Origin of the sequence: Bradyrhizobium sp. 31Argb, assembly GCF_043638955.1 — a bacterium.
Classification (GTDB): Bacteria; Pseudomonadota; Alphaproteobacteria; order Rhizobiales; family Xanthobacteraceae; genus Bradyrhizobium.
Map to the genome: position 1 here is coordinate 1 of NZ_JBEGDB010000045.1, position 18,771 is coordinate 18,771.

An 18,771-nucleotide genomic window follows, 5' to 3' on the forward strand; every position below is an offset into this window, starting at 1 on the left:
AGGCTTCCTCCTAAAAGAAAGCCTTGAATCACGTTCAATCTGATTTGAGAATCCCAAGAGTCCACACGGCCTAGTCGATGCGGTGCAATTTTTGCAGGGCAAAGGCCTCGTTCATCGAGACATCAAGCCCGCGAACATCGCAGTTAATGCAACCTTCTCCCATCTAAAGCTTCTGGATTTGGGAGTGCTAAGGCGAATTGAGCACACGGAAGGCAACGGCACCGATCAGATTGAGACAAGGAGATTCGTCGCAACCGCTCAGTACAGCCCACCCGAATACCTCACGCGCGACGAACTCCCGGGTGCCGAAGGATTTGAAGCCCTCAACATATACCAAGTGGGCGCTGTATTGCACGATCTGATTATGAAAACATCGATCTTTCGCGAAGAGGCAGCCACTTCAAATAAGTACATCCTCTATAAGGCAATCACGTCGAAACAACCCTTGATCGTCAATCCCAATCTACCCCCGAGACTAATTTCGCTCTGCAAGGCCGCGCTCTCGAAGGATCCCAAGGATCGCATCCGACGCGCATCGCTTGCACAGCTCGCGACACGTAGCGACAGCACAGAGGACATAAGGAAGAGGCTGACTATTTCCCGCGCGAAGATTGAGAATCGTAGCGCGCCTTCTGTCATGATTTGGCAAACGCATGTTCGCAATTGGTTGCGAGATGCGGCAATGAAGGAGAAGACGACATTAGGGCCGCACAAACTTAAAGCCAAGAATTGCAAGAATGGCCTAGCATGGACGTTGTCCTTCTCGTTAAGTGACAGCGAACTGCTTGTCGCTCTGGCACCATCCCTCGACAATTCTCACCTCGTTCTTTCGCTATCAGCCGGCCTGCCGGAAGAACTCACGATACCGGTGTTAGAAATTTTTGAAACCGGACCACAGATTGAAACGGTGGAGGTAATACAACAGCCCTCGAGCAATATTTTGTATTTGCTAGACCTTTGTTCTGTGATGGATGCAGGCAAGATATCATGAACGAGACATGGTGGCTAAATCCAAGCCAGCTAGACGACTCCCAGAAGGCGATTCTACTCGAGAAACCGGAGACTCAGCTGCTCATTGTCGGCCCCCCCGGTTCGGGCAAGACCAATCTCTTAGTACTTCGTGCCAACTACGTAAGGTCAGTTGCGCCCAGAATTTTGCTGCTTACCTTCACTCGCACTCTGAGCGAGTTCTTAAAATCGGGACCAAACATTGGTCGAGGCGATCAAATTCGAAGCGACGAAATTAAGACTTTCATGGCCTGGGCGCGACAGATCATACGCGATAATGGAGCTGACATTCCTGAATCGACGAGCGATTTCGAGGCCCATCGAATTGCAATCGCAGAAACCGTTCTGGAGGTTATCAGCACTCAGAACCTCGGCAAGTTATACGACGTGATCTTCGTAGACGAGGTTCAGGATTTTCTAGAACTCGAACTTCAGATCATCCGCAGATTGGCGCACCGCATAAATGCCGCGGGTGACTCACGACAACGAATATTTAAACCCCGCGAGGGACTGCCCACGACTACGGGAATGGTCGATCGTCTAGTGACACTGGAACAGCACTATCGGATTGGGATCAAAATTTGCGATTTCGCCGATCAAATACTGCCACCTAAAGCGGGCGACGCCCCTCTTTCAGAGGGATGCAATTACGATGAGGAGGCCCGCCCTTCGTCAGTATTTCCAATCTATTCGGTCGATCAGGAAGCACAGTTCGATGAATGTATCGACCAAATCAAAGAGCAATGGCGTTACATAACGGACGAACCCATCGGGGTCTTGACAATCAACTCGGATACTCGCGATCAGTTTTGGGATCGGCTGATGCAACGGGGGGAGTTGGCGGGCATTTGTATTCGACAGCGCCAGGAAGAGTATCAGCCCTTTGGTCCGGACAGCGCTGTGCGCATAATGACAGTAGCCTCTGCCAAGGGATCAGAGTTTCGGGCTGTTCATCTCTTGGAAGCTGAGAACTATAGACCCAGCTCGCGGGAGCTTGCATTTACTGCAGTAACAAGAGCGAAAACAGAGGTTATCCTTCACCACACAAAGTCAATGCATGGACATATGAATCCTCCGAGCGGGAAGCTGCCAACAATAGACGACGTTTTTTGAGGTCCTTATGTCCACGATCATTCACTCAAAGGTCTTAACGAGGGAGGGACTGACTAGCGGATTTGTGAACGCTGGGCGAACCGACCTTCAGGAGACGCGCGTATCCGATTTGGCGGAGCTACGGGTCCCGGAGCGCGGCGCGATCGTGGGTAAATGGCGAAGGGACGCCGATCCTTTCCCAGACATTTTGGTCGTAAGGGACAGGGATCTTTCTGATACACACGCTTGGCTGGCCGCATTCTTTTCGTCGCTTTCTCCAATTTCACAGTGGTGCCGAATTATGCCGCAATCCGACCTTGCGAACCTCGCAGCTTCGAGCGAGAGACCGGCGCTCGACGGGCGGATGGGTGGCTGGATCGGGGCCATTCTTGCCGAATGCAGCGTGCAAGGCGGTCAGAACGTCAACCTAAAGGAACTCTCGGGTATAGCCGCGCTCACAAGCTCAACCTTCGCAGCCGCGCGTGGCATAGCTGTCTGGGGGGATCGATGCGATCTAAAGGAAATTGGAATACGACACGATCACCTGAGTGCAAAGCTCCGAGACGGACACCGCCCACTCTCTGCTACGCAGCTTTTGCCAATCTGGCTTACGCTAAATGGCTACGTCGACGCTCTTGACAAGAATCCAGATAGACGGCGAGCCCTCGCTCCGTTCGTGGCCCTGTTCGATCGGATCCTACGGCAAAGCAGCATAAGTGCCGATGGTATCGCGGACGTGGTAGCCACCGCGGCAGATCACTTCCGCATTCCCCAGATTGCGGACTGCTCACGCGGACCTCAGTCCGACCGCGTTCGTGCTCTTGACCAACTGATTCAAGACGTAGCGAGAGACAGCAATACGTTCTCGAACGATGCGCTGGTTGGATTTGCTGCCAGCTTAATTGACCCTGGAATGGCTATATTGCCCGAGCTGTTGCGCAAATACTCGGGACGGTTTCCTTTGGCACCGATCTGGCTTGGAGCATTTGCAGGATGTTGGTCCTCCAGCCGAACGCTCACGGATCACGGCGGCCTAGGCCGGCTGATCGCAAAGGCGCTCCTGTCAGAAAGCGATTTGAGCGAGAAGCCCCAGTGCGACATCTCCTACGACGAAATTTCTCGATGGCTGGATGGCGTGACGCCTTCCAAGCTTCCTCTGCGTGGAATGGCTTCGCGATCCTTGAATATAGAAATTTCCTTGGGAGTCACTTGCCCATTTGCAGTTGGCCGAAGCGACACCGCTAAATCAGAAACAAGCACAGCACCACAACGAAGGGAGGAGCAATCCCAAGCATTTGTGGAATCTCAAAGAGCAAGAGGATCCAGTAGCTCAGCACAAGTAGCCTTTCTGGCACGTTCGTTAGACGTCCTTACCAGACGTGTAGATGGCCTAGAACGATACGTCGCGTCCGAAGTGGAGTTGAAACGGAAGATTGCTTCTGAGAACCAACAGCATGACCTATTGAGCAGACTGCAGCGGCCGGACGAAGTTTCTAAGCCTTCCAAGAAAAAATAGGCTGCTTCGAGCGAGCGAGAGGATTCGGGGCGCACCTCGTAGGGCGGATCAGCCGAAGGCGTAATCCGCCGCTTTGTGGTACGTGAACGGCGGATTACGCTGCGCTAACTAATCCGCCCTACGGACTGCCCTTTCCTCCCCCCGCCAATCCGCGGACTACGCGGAGGCTAGCTTCACTCACCACCTATCCACTCCCCCTTGGTCTGAACATGTCCGCTCAATCCGAGAACAATCGGCCGAAGTCGAACTGGGCGCAAATCGCATCCGCGGTCATTGCTGGCTTCGCCTTCGTCATCGTCGTTGCTCAAGTCTACTTCATCAGCAAGAACTTCAAAGAAGTAGCTGCCCGCCAAGTCTACATGTCATACAGCGAATCTGCGTTGCGGCACCCGGAGTACGCTGAGCCTGATCTGTTGGAGATCAAGGCAGACCGAAAGAAACTCGCCCAATACAAAAATTACGTCGCGCATCTACTGTTTGCGTACGACGAGATGCTGGAAGCATACGACAAGCCCGAATGGCGCAAAAGCTTTGATGAAGAGATCAAATACCATCGCCAATACATCTGCGAAGACATGCCCCCGACTCTCGACGAAATTTACTTTGAGAATATGCGAAAGCTTCTCAGAGAGATTCGGGCTAAGTGCCCCGCCAAGAACTAAGACCTTCCTGCGAAGCGGCGTCGCGGCTCGTAGGGCGGATTACCCGAAGGCGTGATCCGCCGCTTGGTGGTACGTGAATGGCGGATTACGCGGAGCCTGTCATCGGGCCGCGCGAAGCGCGGACCCGGTGGCTGATCCGCCCTACGCGTTGAGGTGTGGCTGTGACACGCGAGACCTCATTCCGTGAAGCCTTGCACTCCGTAACGCCTGACTTGGTTGTGGACCTTTATCTTTATCCGGTCGAGGCAGGTGGCAGGACTGGGCCGGTCCGTCTTGGCTGGGGCTGTCCATGCACCAGGGACAGAAGTGTTGACGAGGGCTGGGATGGCTATCCGCTGCTCGAACGCGCCATGATGCCGGGCGAACGGAGGCGTCTGGGTTTCGTGTTCTTGTGTCGCGAAGAGGCGGCTCAAGCGCTCGGATCAACGGATCGCTTTTATCTCTGGGAGGGGCGGTGGATCGGCGAGGCGGCTGTCGTTCGAGTGAGCACGTAGCTCGTAGGGCGGATTAGCCGAAGGCGTAATCCGCCGCTTTGTCGACGTGAACGGCGGATTACGCTGCGCTAATCCGCCCTACGCACTGCCGATCGGCGACACGCCGCCTTGCGCGGCGGACGGCGCCGCGCGGCAGCTCGTCATGCTTTGTCGTTTAGCCGTGAGGTCGTGAACCTAGCACCAGCGGCACCGGCCCCAGCGGGCGCAGCAGCCGCCGCAACCTCCGCAGCCACCACAGCCGCGCCAGGCTGCTCCGCAGCCACGGCAGGCGCGGCAACCGCGACAACCACCGCAGCCTCGGCAGCCGCGAACGACAACGGCGGCGAGTTGCAGGCCGCTGGCAGCGTTTTCCTTATCGAAGAGATAGAACGTGGCGAGACTGACGTCGGCCATTTCCTCATCACCGAGGACCAGGCGCTGATTGGGCGAGATGTCATCAGACTGCGGGATATCAGCGGTGGGTATCGCGGACGCGGACGCGCTCCCCGCCAGCGAAAGACCCAGTCCCGCCGTGCCGAGTGCCGTAACGGCGGCGGCTTTCGTCGCGCGCGCCTGCTTTGTAGCTTGCTTCACCCGTGGCATTTTCGCACCCTTTGTAAGTTGTTTTGCAAGGGTCAACTTGACGTACCAAGTGTGCCTGCAGGCCTAGAAGTGCGGGCTTGCCCATCCGGTTCCTTTCGCGCGCGGCTTTTCTTGAGGCGCCACCGGTCGGAGGAGAGCGGGATGGATATTGAGGCAGCAGTGCTGTCCAAACATGTCGCGCTGAGCCCGAGTCTTCTCAAAGCAGGACGCGCCGTAACCGCAGTGCCGACCTCACCCCATCGGGGAGAGGTGAAACACTTCCAGCGTGGCGCCAACTCGACCTGATCTCATCACGCTCTGGCGCAATCCGCAGTCTCGCGCCCGCGGATGGAGCCCCTCGCCTTCGCTTGTCAGGCGAGCGCAGAAGTTTATTCCGCCCGGCGGACGCATCGATTGCGGCGCCCTACGCCTTCCCGGACTTCCATCCCCGCCCAACCTTCTGCTAGGAACATCTTCTGCGAAGCAGCGTCGCAGCGGAATGAACGTCGCGCAACGGGAGGGGCAGGTAGAATGTTCTCGCATGTGATGATCGGGACCAACGACCTCGACAAGTCCAAGGCGTTTTATGACGCGCTGCTCGGCACGCTCGGCGTGAGGCCGGGATTTGTCGACCGCCATCGGGTGTTCTGGCGCACGAAGACGGGGACGTTCTCGGTGTCGAAGCCGATCGACGGCAAGGCGGCGACCTTTGCCAATGGCGGCACGATCGGCTTCAATGCGGCGTCGAAGGAGGAGGTCGATGCCTTCCATGCGAGCGGCATCGCGAGCGGAGGCAAGACCTGCGAGGATCCGCCTGGAATCCGCGACATGGGCGAGATGAAGCTTTATATCGCCTACTTGCGCGATCTCGACGGCAACAAGCTTTGCGCCGTGCATCGGATGGCTTGAGCGCGGGGGCAGTTCGTACGGCGGGTTAGCGTTAGCGTAACCCGCCGCTTCTCGCGTGGTTCGGCGGACTACGCTTCCGCCTTCGCTCTTCGAGCTACGGCGGACAAGTCGCTAATCCGCCCTAGCACCTACTCCGCCGCCTGCTGCACCGGCTCCTGCAACCCCTCCAGCACCTTCGGCGGCGACATCGGCAGGGCGTAGAAGCGCTTGCCTGTCGCGCGGTAGATCGCATTCGCCACGGCGGCCATCACCGGCACCAATGGCACTTCGCCGACGCCCTTGACGCCTTGCGGGTGTTTCGGGTTCGGGACTTCGACCAGGATGGTGTCGAGCATCGGCAGGTCGGAGCAGACCGGCATGCGGTAGTCGAGGAAGCCGGGGTTATCGACCTTGCCGTCGCTGCGGTAGATGTATTCCTCGTTCAGCGCCCAGCCGATGCCCTGGGCGACGCCGCCCTGGAGCTGGCCTTCGACATAGCCGGGGTGGACGGCGCGGCCGACGTCCTGGACCGCCGTGTATCTGATGACGCGCGCGATGCCGAGCTCGATGTCGACCTCGACGTCGCAGATGTGGGTGCCGAAGCCGCCGTCCGCGCCTTGGGTGTTGAGCTGCACGCCGGCGCCGATCGGGCCGCCCTGCTGAGGGGCTTTCTCGGCGAGATCCTCCAGCGTCAGCGGCTCGAACTGGCCGGCGTTGGGGGATGCCGGATGCGCGGCGCCGTTCTCCCATTTCACCGCCTCGGGATCGATCTCCCAGATCTTGGCGGCGCGCTCGCGCAGGGTGTTGATCACCTTCTCGGTCGCTTGCGTGACCACCATGCTGGAAGCAAACAGCACGCGGCTGCCGCCGGTGAGATTGGAGAAGCCGACGGTCTGGGTGTCGCCGATGATGACGGAGACGCGGCGGTAGTCGATGCCGAGCAGTTCGGCGCAGACATTGGCGATGCCGGCGCGCGAGCCGCCGATATCTGGGTGACCGGTGGTGACGACGACATTGCCGTCCTCGGTGATGTTGACTTGCGCCGAGGATTCACCGCCGGCGTTGAACCAGAAGCCGGAGGCGACGCCCCTGCCCTGCAATTTGTCTGTTGGCGTGCTGTAGTGCGGCGAGTTCTTCGCGGCTTCCAGCGTCTCGATATAGCCGATGCGGGGGAAGACCGGGCCATGCGCCGCTTTCGTGCCCTGCTTGGCCGCGTTCTTCAGGCGGAAGTCGAGCGGGTCCATCTTGAGCGCTTCTGCGACCTCGTCGAGCACGCATTCCACCGCATAGGCGCCGATCGGCGCGCCGGGCGCGCGATAGGCTGCGACCTTGGAGCGGTTGGAGCAGACGTCGTAGCCGACCGACAGCACGTTCGCGATGTCGTAGGGCGCGAAGCTGCAGCCAGCGGCGCCGCGGATCGGCGAGCCCGGGAAGGCGCCGGCCTGCAGATAGAACGTGCCTTGCGCGGCGACGATGGTGCCGTCCCTCTTGGCGCCGATCTTCACCGTGCTCTTCGAGCCAGAGGTGGGGCCGGTGGCGCGCATCACCTCCTCGCGCGTCATCACCATCTTGACCGGGCGGCCGGATTTCTTCGCGAGCAGCGTCGCCAGCGGTTCGAGATAGACGATGGTCTTGCCGCCGAAGCCGCCGCCGATCTCGGCGGGGATGGCGCGGATGTCGCTCTGCGGGATGCCTGTCAGCATCGATGTCATCGCGCGGACCATGAACTGGCCCTGGCTCGAGCTCCAGATCGTGGTCTTGCCGTCGGCTGTGACCGAGATCAGGCAGGCGTGCGGCTCGATATAGCCCTGGTGCACCGGGCGGGTGGTGAAGGTGCGCTCGATGATGACATCGGCCTGGGCAAAACCCTGCGCGATATCGCCCTTCTTGTGCTCGAGTTGGCCCACGATGTTCGACGGCTTGCCTTCGAACTTGTTGAACTCGTGCAGGATCGGGGCGTCAGGCTTGATCGCGTCCTCGATCTCGATCGACCAGGGCAAGACCTCGTAATCGACCTCGATCAGTTCGCAGGCTTTGGCGGCGATCGCTTCCGTGGTGGCGGCCACCGCCGCGACCGGGTGGCCGGGGAACAGCGCCTTGTCGCGCGCCATCACGTTGCGGCACATCCAGCGCATGTCCTGGATGCCGAGCATCACGGATTTATCCAGCGGGAAATCGACGACGTCGCGCGAGGTGACGACGGCCTTCACGCCCGGTAGCCGCTCCGCCTTGGAGGTGTCGATCGAGCGGATGCGCGCATGCGGGTGCGGGCTGCGCAGGACCTTGCCCCAGATCATGCCGGGCATGGCGGTGTCGGCGGCGAAGGCGGCGCGGCCCGTAACCTTGTCGACGCCATCGGGACGGATGGTGCGCTGGCCGATCCACTTGTTGTTGACGACGATGTTCATTGCGCGGCCTCCCGGATTTCAGCGGCTGTCTCCAGCACGGCGCGGACGATCTTGTCGTAGCCGGTGCAGCGGCAGAGATTGCCGGCGAGCCAGAAGCGGATTTGCTCCTCGCTCGGTTCCGGGTTCTTGGCCAGCAGCGCCTCGGAGGCGACCAGCATGCCCGAGGTGCAGATGCCGCATTGCAACGCGGCCTGCTCCAGAAACTTCTCCTGCAGCGGATGCAGCCGGCCGCCGCGTGCCATGCCCTCGATGGTCCTGATCTCGTGCCCTTCCGCTTCGGCGGCGAGCATCAGGCAGGAGCAGACCAGCCGGTCATCGAGCGTGATCGAGCAGGCGCCGCAATCGCCGGAGGCGCAGCCCTCCTTGGAGCCGGTGAGCGCGAGCTGGTTGCGCAGCGCATCCAGCATGGTCTCATAGGGCTCGCAGAGGAATTCCAGCGGCTCGCCGTTGACGGTGGTGGAGACGTGCAGCTTTGCCATTTGTCATTTCCCTTGCGCGCGTTCTGCGGCGATCTTCGTGGTGCGCTTGAGCAGCACGCCGGCGATTTGGGTGCGGTAGGCGATGGTGCCGCGCTTGTCGTCGATCGGACGGCAGGCGGCGCGGCAGGCATTGGCGGCGGCGGTGAGCGCGGCGTCATCGAGGCGCGAGCCGATCAGCGCCTGCGCGGCCGGCTCGACCAGCAGCGCGGTCGGCGCCACTGCGCCCAAGCCGATGCGGGCGTGGGTGCAGACGCCGTCCTTCAGCGTGAGACTGACGCCGCAGCCGACCACCGCGATATCCATCTCGGTGCGCGGGATCATGCGCAGATAGGCGCCGCTCGAGCCCGCTGGGCGCGGCGGCAGCGTGAAGGAGACCAGGATCTCGCCGGGTTTTAAGTTGGTGCGGCCGGGGCCGGCGGGGACGTCCTCGACCTTCAATTCGCGGCGGCCGTCCGGGCCCTGCACGGTGACGACGGCGCCGGCCGCGATCATCGCGGGCACGCTGTCGCCGGCCGGCGAGGCGTTGCAGAGATTGCCGCCGGCGGAGGCGCGGCCCTGCACTTGCGTGGAGCCGATCAGGTTCACCGCTTCCAGCACGCCGGGCCAGACCTGCTTGAAGCGCGCATGCTCGGCCAGCACGGCGCCCGGGACCGCGGCGCCGATGCGGAAGCCGCCATCGGAAAGCTCTTCGACGGCAGTGAGTTCCGCAACTTTCTTGATGTCGACGATCAGGCCCGGTTGCACCGCGCCCGAACGCATCTGCACCAGGAGATCCGTGCCGCCGGCCAGGATGCGCGCGGCGCTGCCCGCCGCTGCATAAGCGCCGACCGCTTCATCAAGCGTCTGCGGCGCGACGTATCGGATATCGGTCATGCTCGTGTCCGATGCCTCCCTCGTTCCTTGTTGCCTGCCCTCTACGAGGCCTCGTGAGAAGACTACACGCCGGCACACCATCGGAACAGTCTCCGAGCCCGGACGAAGTGGCGCCCTCCCATGCGCAAAGGGAATTCGCACATGAACAAGCCGCCGCCTTCACACAAAACGGTCATGATCCGCGCGGTCGCGGGCGTTCGCCGGCGGCGCGGATTGCGCCCATCGGTCGCGTGCGTGCCCATACTTGATGCAACCGCGGCTAACCGCTCATTAACCCTGTCAGCCGTAGGGTCTTGCCGCGCCGGAAGGCCGGTTGTCGGGTGGCGGTGATGTCGTTTGCACAAAAGAAACCTACGGTCTTCCCGGCACAGGAGGAACGGCGGCGCTTCCAGCGCGTCAAGGTGCACCTGCTCGGCCGCTACATGCTGCCCGACCGCCGCGAGTTTCCTTGCCAGATTATTAATATGTCCCCGGGCGGGCTCGCGCTGCTGGCGCCCGGCATCGGCAATGTCGGCGACCGCGTGATCGCCTATCTCGACCATATCGGCCGCGTCGAGGGCAGGATCACCCGCATCATCGACAACGGCTTTGCGATGACGATCGTCTCGACGCCGCGCAAGCGCGACAAGCTCGCCGCACAGCTCACCTGGCTCGCCAACCGCGACATCCTCAATCTGCCGGAAGACCGCCGCCACGACCGCATCGTGCCGCGCAACCCGATCGCGCTGCTCACGCTTGAGGACGGCAGCAAGATGACCTGCCGCATCATCGACCTCTCGCTGTCGGGCGCGGCGATCGCCGCCGAGAACCGGCCGCCGCTGAAGTCGCTGGTCATGCTCGGCCGGGTGCAATCGCGCGTGGTGCGAAACCTCGACGACGGCTTCGCGCTGGAGTTCGTGCACGAGCAGGCCGCCGAGACGCTCGAAGACGCGGTTACCGCGCGGTAAAGCCCGCGACGCTCAAATCCCCTGATTTTCAGCCCGAATGAGGCGGCATCCGCGATGGCGGACGCCGCCTTTGCCTTGTCTGGCGTCCTCCGCACGCGGTTAACGCGGGCGGATTTGGCGGCGAGAAAGACCTGCTGGTACGGCGTCAAGGTCGTTAATGCGTAAAATTTGAATCAATTGCAGTTGTCTCGAATTTTAGTCGAGTTCGCCTCAAGTATAGATCGAATTTGCCACCAGCTTTACTTGCATTCACGTCAAATTACCTTTGCTGACTTAGCCGCACCGCAAAACCTTTGTGCGAAACGTGGTCCCAACAAGAAAAACGGGGGCCACGATGGTTTTCAGGGGACAGGGGAAAGGATGGGCGGTTGCCGCCATCCTGTTCGGGTTGAGCGTCACTACAAGCGTCGCGGCGAAAGCAGGCGACGTGGTCTATGCCAGCCTCGGCGACACCACGCGTTCGCCGATCGGCTGGGTCGAATTCTGCGCCGACAACCCGGGCGATTGCCGCGGCGGCGCGACGCAACCGCGCGACATCGTGCTGTCGCAGACGGCATGGCGCGATCTGTTGCGGGTCAACAAATGGGTCAACGAGACCATCAAGCCGATGACCGACATGGATCATTGGGGCGTGATCGAGAAATGGTCGTTGCCGACGGACGGCTACGGCGACTGCGAGGACTACGTGCTCCTGAAGCGCAAGATGCTGATCGACGCCGGATGGCCGCGCGAGGCGCTGTTGATCACTGTTGTGCGCGACAAGAAGGGCGAAGGCCACGCGGTGCTGACGGTGAAGACCGACAAGGGCGAGTTCATCCTCGACAACCAGAACGAGGACGTCGTCGCCTGGACCGTAACCGGCTACCGCTTCGTCAAACGGCAGTCGCAGAGCGATCCTAACGTCTGGGTCTCGCTTGGCGACAACCGCCCGGCGGTCGCCACCGCCAGCTCTCGGCAATAAGGGAACATCGAACACGCGACCCGGTCACATCCCCACCCCTCCCCGTCCCAGACCGGTTCGCGCGCGGCCAGCCATCCCCCAATGGCTGGCCGCAACTTTTTTGGCCCACACGTGTGTAACGGTCACGAAACAATCGGTGCGGGTGACGAAACCGTTTTCCGGCTCGGTCGAAATTCTGCGGAAACGGGCGCGGACTATTTTCGCGTCGGGTGCTGGAGAACGACGATCCGAAGGTATTGCGGGGACTGCTTTTTGAGGTGCGCCATGCGTGAAGAATTTGCCTCTTACAGCTTTCTCGCCGTCACCATTGCCGGGATCGTCCTGTTGTGCTCAGGCCTCGTCGCGCTTGCGCTGACGTGATCGACGCCGGCGAGCCCTGGGTCGGGGGTCGATGGCGCCAGCCGGATGCGTCGCCCCTGCTGGGTGAACCATCGCCGTGCCAACCAGTGCTTCGATGCTGCCGGACTCAAGGGCCCAGGCGGCTCGGCGCGCTTGCGCACGATAGCGCCTAGCTGAGGCGCCATGATTGCAGAAAATGACCGCTTATCGGCGAAGGCTGGTGGTCGCAATCCCTGACACCGCCCATCCAACAAGAACAATCCTCGGATTGGCAATATTTTATTGCCCTCTTTCTTCTAATTAAATAATTAAATGATATTTTTATAATAATAGATACTAAACCGCAGGGAACTTGGTTTCACCGCAATGTTCCTGGCGGCGCGCCTTTCCACCGGAATTCCAAGGCTCATTCGGCGGCCTCAAGCCTGAAAACCGCGGCCAGGCCCGATTGACGGAAGCGCGGTGCAACCGCTTCCGTCGAGACACACGTGATTTAATTTGACTTTAAATCATATTTAAATGATGTTTTTCTTCTTGCGACATTAGGGTGCCGCGACCAACCGAATTGCTGCGGCGTCAGTCCGATTGCACATGGTCTGATTGAATACGAAGACATGCGAAGGCGTCATACATGCGCCGGCCAATTGATACTGCACCAAGGGACGGACAGGATATCTGGGTCGAGAGTGCGACCGGAGCCTTTGATATCGCTCATTGGTCACGTGAGGCGGGCGAATGGGTTTGGAAAAATGGGCATCCCATCAGGATCGCGCCGACGCATTGGTACCCAATAACCGAGGATGTGTTTCAAGAAGACGAATCGAGCGGTCGGCTCCAGGTCGGTCGTGCGGGCCAATGGTTAGCGGGTTCTTTGATCGCCGCAATCCTCGTTGCGGCTGCGCTGATCGGTGTGTTCGACCAATCCAGCGGACCCGAGGTTTCGAAGACGATCGAAGCTGGGCGCGCCGTCGGGCTCAATCTGAAGCCTGAGGTCGCCGGGTGGCAAACGCTCGTTCAGCGCGGAACGACAGCAGTCCTCATGCAGGACACCGACCTTTCACGAAAGATTCTGTTGGCGGACACAGTGCAGCGTCGCCAAGCGCTCGACGAAGAGACTTCGCACAGGGACGCACCGGCGGCGGCCACGTCCGCGGAATTACAGCAGTCGCTTTACCAGGAACGCGAAAAATCCGCCGCACTGACGGCCGAACTCGCGAAAGTCCGCGGCGACTTGGAGACGATGCTGGCGCTATCGAGCAAGTTTCAGGACGACGCGATACAGCGCTGGGAGGCTGCGGAAATTGCAGCAGAGGAACTGCGGCAGTCCCTTCAACAGGAACAGGCCCACGCTGCGGCGCTCGCGAACGAACTTGCCGGAACGCGCCGCGAGACCGAGACCCGGGATATACAGTCGCGCAACCCTGACGATGCGACCGCGCAACAGAGACAGACGACCGAGCGCGAGATCGCGGAACTGCGGCAGTCGCTGCAGCAGGAGCAGGAAAAGACCGCCGCCCTCACCCAGGAGGTCGGCGCGGCGCGCCAGGCGATGACAGCGAGTGCCGAGCAGCAACGCCGCGCGCTCGACGAGGCGCAGATGCGTGCCGCGGCACTCGCGAGTGAACTTGCCGGAACGAGCAGCGAGATCGAGACCCAGGCCGCGCAGTCGCAGAAGGCAGTTGATGAAGCCGTCCAGCAGAAGCAGACGGCGGAGGCCACCATCGCGGAACTGCGGCAGTCGCTGCAGCAGGAGCGAAGCAGAACCGAAGCCATGGCACGGGATCTTGCATCGGCGCGGCGCCCCGTCGATGAACGCGTGACCGTGGGCCGCGCAATTGAAGGCCCGATGATGCCGGTGACACAGACCGTGGCAGCCGCCGTATCGGAGCCGCCAACAGCCGCAGACCAGGACAAGGCGGAGGCGGCCCGATTGATCGCGCGCGCCAGCGCGTTGCTCGGCCAGGGCAATATCGGCGCGGCGAGGACAGTGCTCGAGCGTGCCGCCGAGAACGACAATGCGCGGGCAAGTTTTATGCTCGCGGAGACATACGATCCCGCCGTTTTATCCGCCTGGGGCACCTATGGAACGCGCGGCGAAGCGGCTAAGGCGCGAGAGCTCTACGCTAAGGCACACAGTGGCGGTATTCGCGAAGCCAAGGACCGGCTCGACGCATTGCCCCGGTGAGAGGATGAGATTGTTGCGTTCCACATGATGACGCTGGCTGCAGCAGTTGGTGATCAAGAGGGGGACTGACATGAACACACTGCCAAGGCCACGCTCGTTGCTCTTGCTCGCCGTGCTGGTGCTGGTCGCCACGATGCTTCAACCGCCTGACCTGCACGCGCAGACCGCGCAACCCTCCAAGGGCAATGCACAAGTGGTTCGACGGCCCTTGCCGCAGGGAACCGAAAAAGACCGCATGAACGCTTGGACCGTCGGGCTCGCTGGCGGCTTGCTGGAGGGAGCGCCAATTCGCCTGGCTGCGGAAATGGCCCGCGTCGTCGATGACGGAGCAAACATGCATCTGCTACCGATCGTCACCCGGGGCGCCACCGAGAATCTGAACTCGCTGCTCTATCTGCGCGGCGTCGATACGGCGATCATCAATTCCGATGCTCTCGAAGAGTACAAGATTCAAGTGCCGCAGATCCGAGCCCGCATCACTTACCTGCTCAATCTCTTCCCGTCCGAATTGCATATTTTCGTCCGACCGGAAATCACAAGCCTGCAGGATCTCGCAGGCAAGAAAGTGAACTTCAACACCAAGGGCACCGCAGCCGCCTATTCGGGACCGCTGATCTTCAGCCGTCTCGGCATCGAGGTCGAGAAGACGTTCATTCCCCATCAAGTCGCCCTGGAACAGATGCGCAAAGGTGAGATGGCGGCGGTGGTGTTCATCACGTCGAAACCGGTCGACGCCTTCGTGCGCGGCCGCTGGGAGGCGGGATTCAAGTTTCTCCCGGTCCAATACGACAGCAAGTTCGAGGACTACTATCTGCCCGCGACACTGGAGACAAATGAGTATCCCAATCTGATCAAGCAGGGCGAGAGGGTGTCGACCATCGCAGTGCCGACCGCGCTTGTCGCGTTCAATTGGCCGCCGCGGTCGAACCATTATCAACGCGTCGCGCGCTTCGTCGACTACCTGTTCTCGCGAATCGACCGCCTGCAGGCACAAGGGTTTGACCCGAAATGGCAGTCGATCAATCTCGCAGCGACCGTCCCCGGACTAACCCGCTTCCCGGCCGCGCAGGAATGGCTGGATCACAAGGCGCGCAGCGCACAGGCGCCGCCATGAAGGCTGCTGCTTTTCCCCTCGCTGTCACGTTAAAAATGGCTTGCGGCATCGCCTACGCTCAAGGCACGAACGATCCGATGACAAATCTTCGGGCGTGCTCGGTGATGGAGGGACCGGCCCGGCTACAATGTCTGGACGATCTATCACGTAAGATAGCGCCGCCTGGTCGCCCGGCGCCGTACGACAACTGGCTGCTCAGCGAGACCACATCGCCGGTGGACTATTCGCCCATCGTCACCGCCACCACATCCGCTCGCGGTGACTCGGATGGCACCGCGATGCAACTCGCAATCCACTGCCGCAAAGGCCGCACCGAGCTCGTGCTCGCAGGACCGGCGGTATCAAGCCGTGCCGAGGAATACACCATCTTCTACCGCATCAATGCGAATCCGCCGGTGCAGCTTGCGGCCGCCTCGCCGTCATTCGGGCCCGGTGCCGCTTTCCGGGGTGACGTCGTGCGTCTGCTGCAATCGTTACCCGAAGAGGGCGGCATCGCTGTCCGTCTTTCCACCCGCAGCGGCGCGGCTCAGGAGGCGCATTTCCTGCTCGGCGGATTGAAGACCGTGCGCGAAAAACTGGCGGCGGCGTGCAAATGGCCACATGCCGTCGCCAGACCAGGCGACTGATGGTCATGGGACAGGGAGAAGCAAGATGATCAGAATTGGAAATCTGGCGATAGCAGCCATTGCCGGCCTAGCGATGTCGCTCCTGATCGCGCCGACCGCGCAAGCGCAGCCAGACGATCAGATGAGGCCGCAAGCGAGTAAGCAGCACCGGGTGAGCACGCAGAAGCAGCCGAGCAGGCAGAAGGACGATCAGACGAGCAAGCACGACCAGGCGAGCAAGCAGAAACTGGTACTGGTGACAAAACCCACCGAGCTCCCCAGGAAGCCGCATCAGCTCCTGCTGCAGGTCAATTCCAACGATCCCGCGATGATGAATCTCGCACTTAACAATGCGACCAACGTCGCGCAATACTACCGCAATCTCGGTGAAGAAGTGTCGATTGAGGTTGTCACGTTTGGCCCTGGCCTTCACATGCTGCGCGATGACACCTCTCCGGTGAAGGCGCGCATCGAGGGGCTCGCAATGAGCAACCCGGAAATCTCCTTCAAAGCCTGCGGCAATACCCAGGAAAACATGCGTAAGGCGGAGAACAAGGATATCAACCTCGTTCCACAGGCGACGATCGTGAAATCCGGCGTCGTCCGCGTCTTGGAGCTGCAGGAACAGGGCTGGAGCTACGTCAAACTGTGAGGCACTGCTCCAGGCCATGGAGGCAAAGGCCGCTGAGCAGGATGTAGCCGTCCCGAGAGGTCTGGACGAGGGCCATGGTCCGCGCCGCTCCCCAGAGCATGATCCGGAAAAGTGGATACCGGTTTTCCGAAAACGAAACCGTTTTCCGGCTTGTCGAAATTCTGCGGAAACGGGCGCCCACTATCTTCGTGTCGGGTGCTGGAGAACGACTATCAAAAGGTATTGCGGGGACGCTTTTTTGAGGTGCGCCATGCGTGAAGAATTTGCCTCTTACAGCTTTCTCGCCGTCACCATTGCCGGGATCGTCCTGTTGTGCTCAAGCCTCGTGGTGCTTGCGCTGACGTGATCGGCGGCGGCGTCTCAACGCCGACCAAAGCCGACGTCTCGCCGGACGCGCATTTTCGCGATGCGAGCAGGTCTCGTACTTCGGCCGAGCCGAACGCCGAAAATGGCGGTCGGCAGACGATCAGCTCAAGATCGTTGCCCTCGGAGCCGACAAGGAAGAGACGCCGCTTGCGCTACGAAGAGCGTCGCGGCGTTTCAGGCATAGGGCGGCACCTCGACCAGCGTCCCAATCAAACGCAACAGGGCTTGGTGCTCGGGTCCATTCACGTTGCTCCGCAAGAACTCGCCCAACTCAATGGGCGACAGCCGACCACCGGAAGGCGCATTCGGCTGATGGAGGATGAAAGCATTGCCGGTCGTCGGTTCGCGCGCAAGGAACCATGCATCGCCGTTTGGACTGCGGTACAGCTCTCTTCTCTCGGGCATAGGGTTGGTTGCTCCTTCGAACAGAGCCAACGGGAACAGCTCTTAGAACTGACACTCGGAAAGCGCTATTCGCCGGCGCATGAGCGATGCTTCAGCGGGCACAGCTTACTTGCTGCGCCTCGATCTGCTCGCAAAATCGCGGTTGGCCTCGCCGGCTGAGCGCTTTTTCTTGTCCGCGATGTTACCAGTCGCCGCCGCTTCCCGAGCCAATCGCTCCGCCTTCAATCGCTCTCGATTTGCATGAAAGGCTTCTTGATTACGTTCATACTCGGACATCGCAACCTTGGTATCCGCTTCCCTGAAGGCCTTTTGGGCCGCTTGCTGAGCTGCGGTAGGCTTCTTCGATTCGTGGGTATAAGTCATTTCCTCCTCCTTCGGCCCTGGCTCCCGACCGGAGGGGCAAGTTGCCGGGGACAAAGATCCGACTCCTGACGGCCATGACGGTTCCAATTTGGCCGAGCGTGCGCCGACGTCGTGGCATCTGCCGAGGAAACACTGGCGGAACTGGAAGTCGCCCTCAATCGCGATGGCCCGCGGAGCCATTCTTGATCTGCCAAATGTACTCGTCGGCAAGCTCCAGGAGCCGGTTGGAGGTTAGCGGGTCCGTAATCTCCCTTGCTAAACGCCGACATTGCTCAACCTTGGCCAAAAGATTGGTCTGCAATTGCCACACCCGCAAATGCCGGGCGAGTGCATTCGAAGGCAGGCCGCCCTGCATTTTCTGCGCCGCATCGATTTCCGAAACGGCCACAACTCGGCAATCGGGTAAGCTGATCGCGCAGCGCTGGAAATTGGTCCTAAAGCAGGATGACTTTTCTTCGAATCGTCATCCCGCTTTAGCTCTTTGTTTGAGCATGATCTTTTCGGAAAACCGGTGCCCACTTTTCCGGATCATGCTCTAGAAGCGATCTCAGTGTCGAACGTCTTTCAAGCGAACGACGACGCCCGTCGGTTCGGGCTGATGCGTCGTCAACTTTGTAAAGTCCGCGTCGCTCCAATCCGCAAGACTTATTACCTCTCCTTCCTCAGCTTCCATCCCAGGAACTTCGAGCAACTCGAGCACATGCAGCCCCTTGGGGTCGAGAAAGAAGGTATGCTGTCCGAACAATTCGCAAAATTGTGCCACTGCTGGATGATCCTCAGCAAGCACCTGCGCTCGAAACTGAGACAGCGTTTTGGTTATCTGGGCTTGGTTTAACTTCATGGCCTATCCCTG

18 protein-coding genes are annotated in these 18,771 nt (G+C 60.5%); 11 read left to right on the plus strand and 7 right to left on the minus strand.

Annotated elements, in window-relative coordinates; translation table 11 throughout:
• Window positions 1-82: 82 nt before the first annotated feature.
• The 5 genes from AAFX91_RS11790 to AAFX91_RS11810 all read left to right on the plus strand — a co-directional run bounded on the left by AAFX91_RS11790 (window position 83) and on the right by AAFX91_RS11810 (window position 6,242).
• Window positions 83-991, plus strand: a complete 909-nt coding sequence (locus AAFX91_RS11790) for a protein kinase (protein ID WP_394566557.1) — start codon at window positions 83-85, stop codon at window positions 989-991.
• Window positions 988-2,121, plus strand: coding sequence for a UvrD-helicase domain-containing protein (locus AAFX91_RS11795; RefSeq protein ID WP_394566558.1), 1,134 nt, complete (start codon window positions 988-990; stop codon window positions 2,119-2,121). Before AAFX91_RS11790 ends, AAFX91_RS11795 begins: the two co-directional genes overlap by 4 nt.
• A gap of 7 nt (window positions 2,122-2,128) precedes the next feature.
• The gene (locus AAFX91_RS11800) at window positions 2,129-3,616 is read left to right on the plus strand and encodes a hypothetical protein (RefSeq protein WP_282527184.1); all 1,488 of its coding nucleotides are present in this window, start codon (window positions 2,129-2,131) and stop codon (window positions 3,614-3,616) included.
• A gap of 209 nt (window positions 3,617-3,825) precedes the next feature.
• On the plus strand, window positions 3,826-4,278 hold the full coding sequence (locus tag AAFX91_RS11805; RefSeq protein WP_130583524.1) for a hypothetical protein: 453 nt from the start codon (window positions 3,826-3,828) through the stop codon (window positions 4,276-4,278).
• A gap of 1,586 nt (window positions 4,279-5,864) precedes the next feature.
• Entirely contained in the window at window positions 5,865-6,242 is a 378-nt protein-coding gene (locus tag AAFX91_RS11810) for a VOC family protein (RefSeq protein ID WP_394566559.1), read from the plus strand.
• 128 nt (window positions 6,243-6,370) lie between these two features.
• On the opposite strand, the gene AAFX91_RS11815 is transcribed toward AAFX91_RS11810, so the two are convergent.
• The 3 genes from AAFX91_RS11815 to AAFX91_RS11825 are packed head-to-tail and all read right to left on the minus strand — an operon-like array spanning window position 6,371 to window position 9,972.
• Window positions 6,371-8,629: a xanthine dehydrogenase family protein molybdopterin-binding subunit gene (locus AAFX91_RS11815; protein WP_394566560.1), complete on the minus strand. Its 2,259-nt coding sequence runs from the start codon at window positions 8,627-8,629 to the stop codon at window positions 6,371-6,373.
• A complete protein-coding gene (locus AAFX91_RS11820; protein WP_394566561.1) occupies window positions 8,626-9,108 on the minus strand; it encodes a (2Fe-2S)-binding protein in 483 nt (160 codons plus the stop codon). Before AAFX91_RS11820 ends, AAFX91_RS11815 begins: the two co-directional genes overlap by 4 nt.
• Before the next feature lie 3 nt (window positions 9,109-9,111).
• Complete coding sequence (locus AAFX91_RS11825; protein WP_394566576.1) at window positions 9,112-9,972, minus strand: FAD binding domain-containing protein; 861 nt, start codon at window positions 9,970-9,972, stop codon at window positions 9,112-9,114.
• A gap of 338 nt (window positions 9,973-10,310) precedes the next feature.
• On the opposite strand from AAFX91_RS11825, the gene AAFX91_RS11830 reads away from it, so the two are divergent.
• The 6 genes from AAFX91_RS11830 to AAFX91_RS11855 all read left to right on the plus strand — a co-directional run bounded on the left by AAFX91_RS11830 (window position 10,311) and on the right by AAFX91_RS11855 (window position 16,784).
• A complete protein-coding gene (locus AAFX91_RS11830) occupies window positions 10,311-10,928 on the plus strand; it encodes a PilZ domain-containing protein (protein ID WP_130580033.1) in 618 nt (205 codons plus the stop codon).
• Window positions 10,929-11,262: 334 nt separating this feature from the next.
• Window positions 11,263-11,889, plus strand: a complete 627-nt coding sequence (locus AAFX91_RS11835; RefSeq protein WP_394566562.1) for a transglutaminase-like cysteine peptidase — start codon at window positions 11,263-11,265, stop codon at window positions 11,887-11,889.
• A 970-nt stretch (window positions 11,890-12,859) separates the two neighbouring features.
• Complete coding sequence (locus AAFX91_RS11840) at window positions 12,860-14,413, plus strand: hypothetical protein (protein WP_394566563.1); 1,554 nt, start codon at window positions 12,860-12,862, stop codon at window positions 14,411-14,413.
• 70 nt (window positions 14,414-14,483) lie between these two features.
• A complete protein-coding gene (locus AAFX91_RS11845; protein WP_394566564.1) occupies window positions 14,484-15,527 on the plus strand; it encodes a TAXI family TRAP transporter solute-binding subunit in 1,044 nt (347 codons plus the stop codon).
• Window positions 15,524-16,153: a hypothetical protein gene (locus tag AAFX91_RS11850; protein ID WP_394566565.1), complete on the plus strand. Its 630-nt coding sequence runs from the start codon at window positions 15,524-15,526 to the stop codon at window positions 16,151-16,153. Before AAFX91_RS11845 ends, AAFX91_RS11850 begins: the two co-directional genes overlap by 4 nt.
• Before the next feature lie 25 nt (window positions 16,154-16,178).
• The gene (locus AAFX91_RS11855) at window positions 16,179-16,784 is read left to right on the plus strand and encodes a hypothetical protein (RefSeq protein WP_245476352.1); all 606 of its coding nucleotides are present in this window, start codon (window positions 16,179-16,181) and stop codon (window positions 16,782-16,784) included.
• Window positions 16,785-17,324: 540 nt separating this feature from the next.
• On the opposite strand, the gene AAFX91_RS11860 is transcribed toward AAFX91_RS11855, so the two are convergent.
• From AAFX91_RS11860 to AAFX91_RS11875, 4 genes are all read right to left on the minus strand, one after another.
• Window positions 17,325-17,585 (minus strand): hypothetical protein, encoded by a 261-nt coding sequence (locus tag AAFX91_RS11860; protein ID WP_245476353.1) that lies wholly within the window; start codon window positions 17,583-17,585, stop codon window positions 17,325-17,327.
• Between the two features lie 75 nt (window positions 17,586-17,660).
• A complete protein-coding gene (locus AAFX91_RS11865) occupies window positions 17,661-17,918 on the minus strand; it encodes a hypothetical protein (RefSeq protein WP_394566566.1) in 258 nt (85 codons plus the stop codon).
• Between the two features lie 154 nt (window positions 17,919-18,072).
• Window positions 18,073-18,306, minus strand: coding sequence for a hypothetical protein (locus AAFX91_RS11870; RefSeq protein ID WP_394566567.1), 234 nt, complete (start codon window positions 18,304-18,306; stop codon window positions 18,073-18,075).
• Between the two features lie 159 nt (window positions 18,307-18,465).
• The gene (locus tag AAFX91_RS11875) at window positions 18,466-18,759 is read right to left on the minus strand and encodes a hypothetical protein (RefSeq protein WP_130580040.1); all 294 of its coding nucleotides are present in this window, start codon (window positions 18,757-18,759) and stop codon (window positions 18,466-18,468) included.
• Window positions 18,760-18,771: the final 12 nt, after the last annotated feature.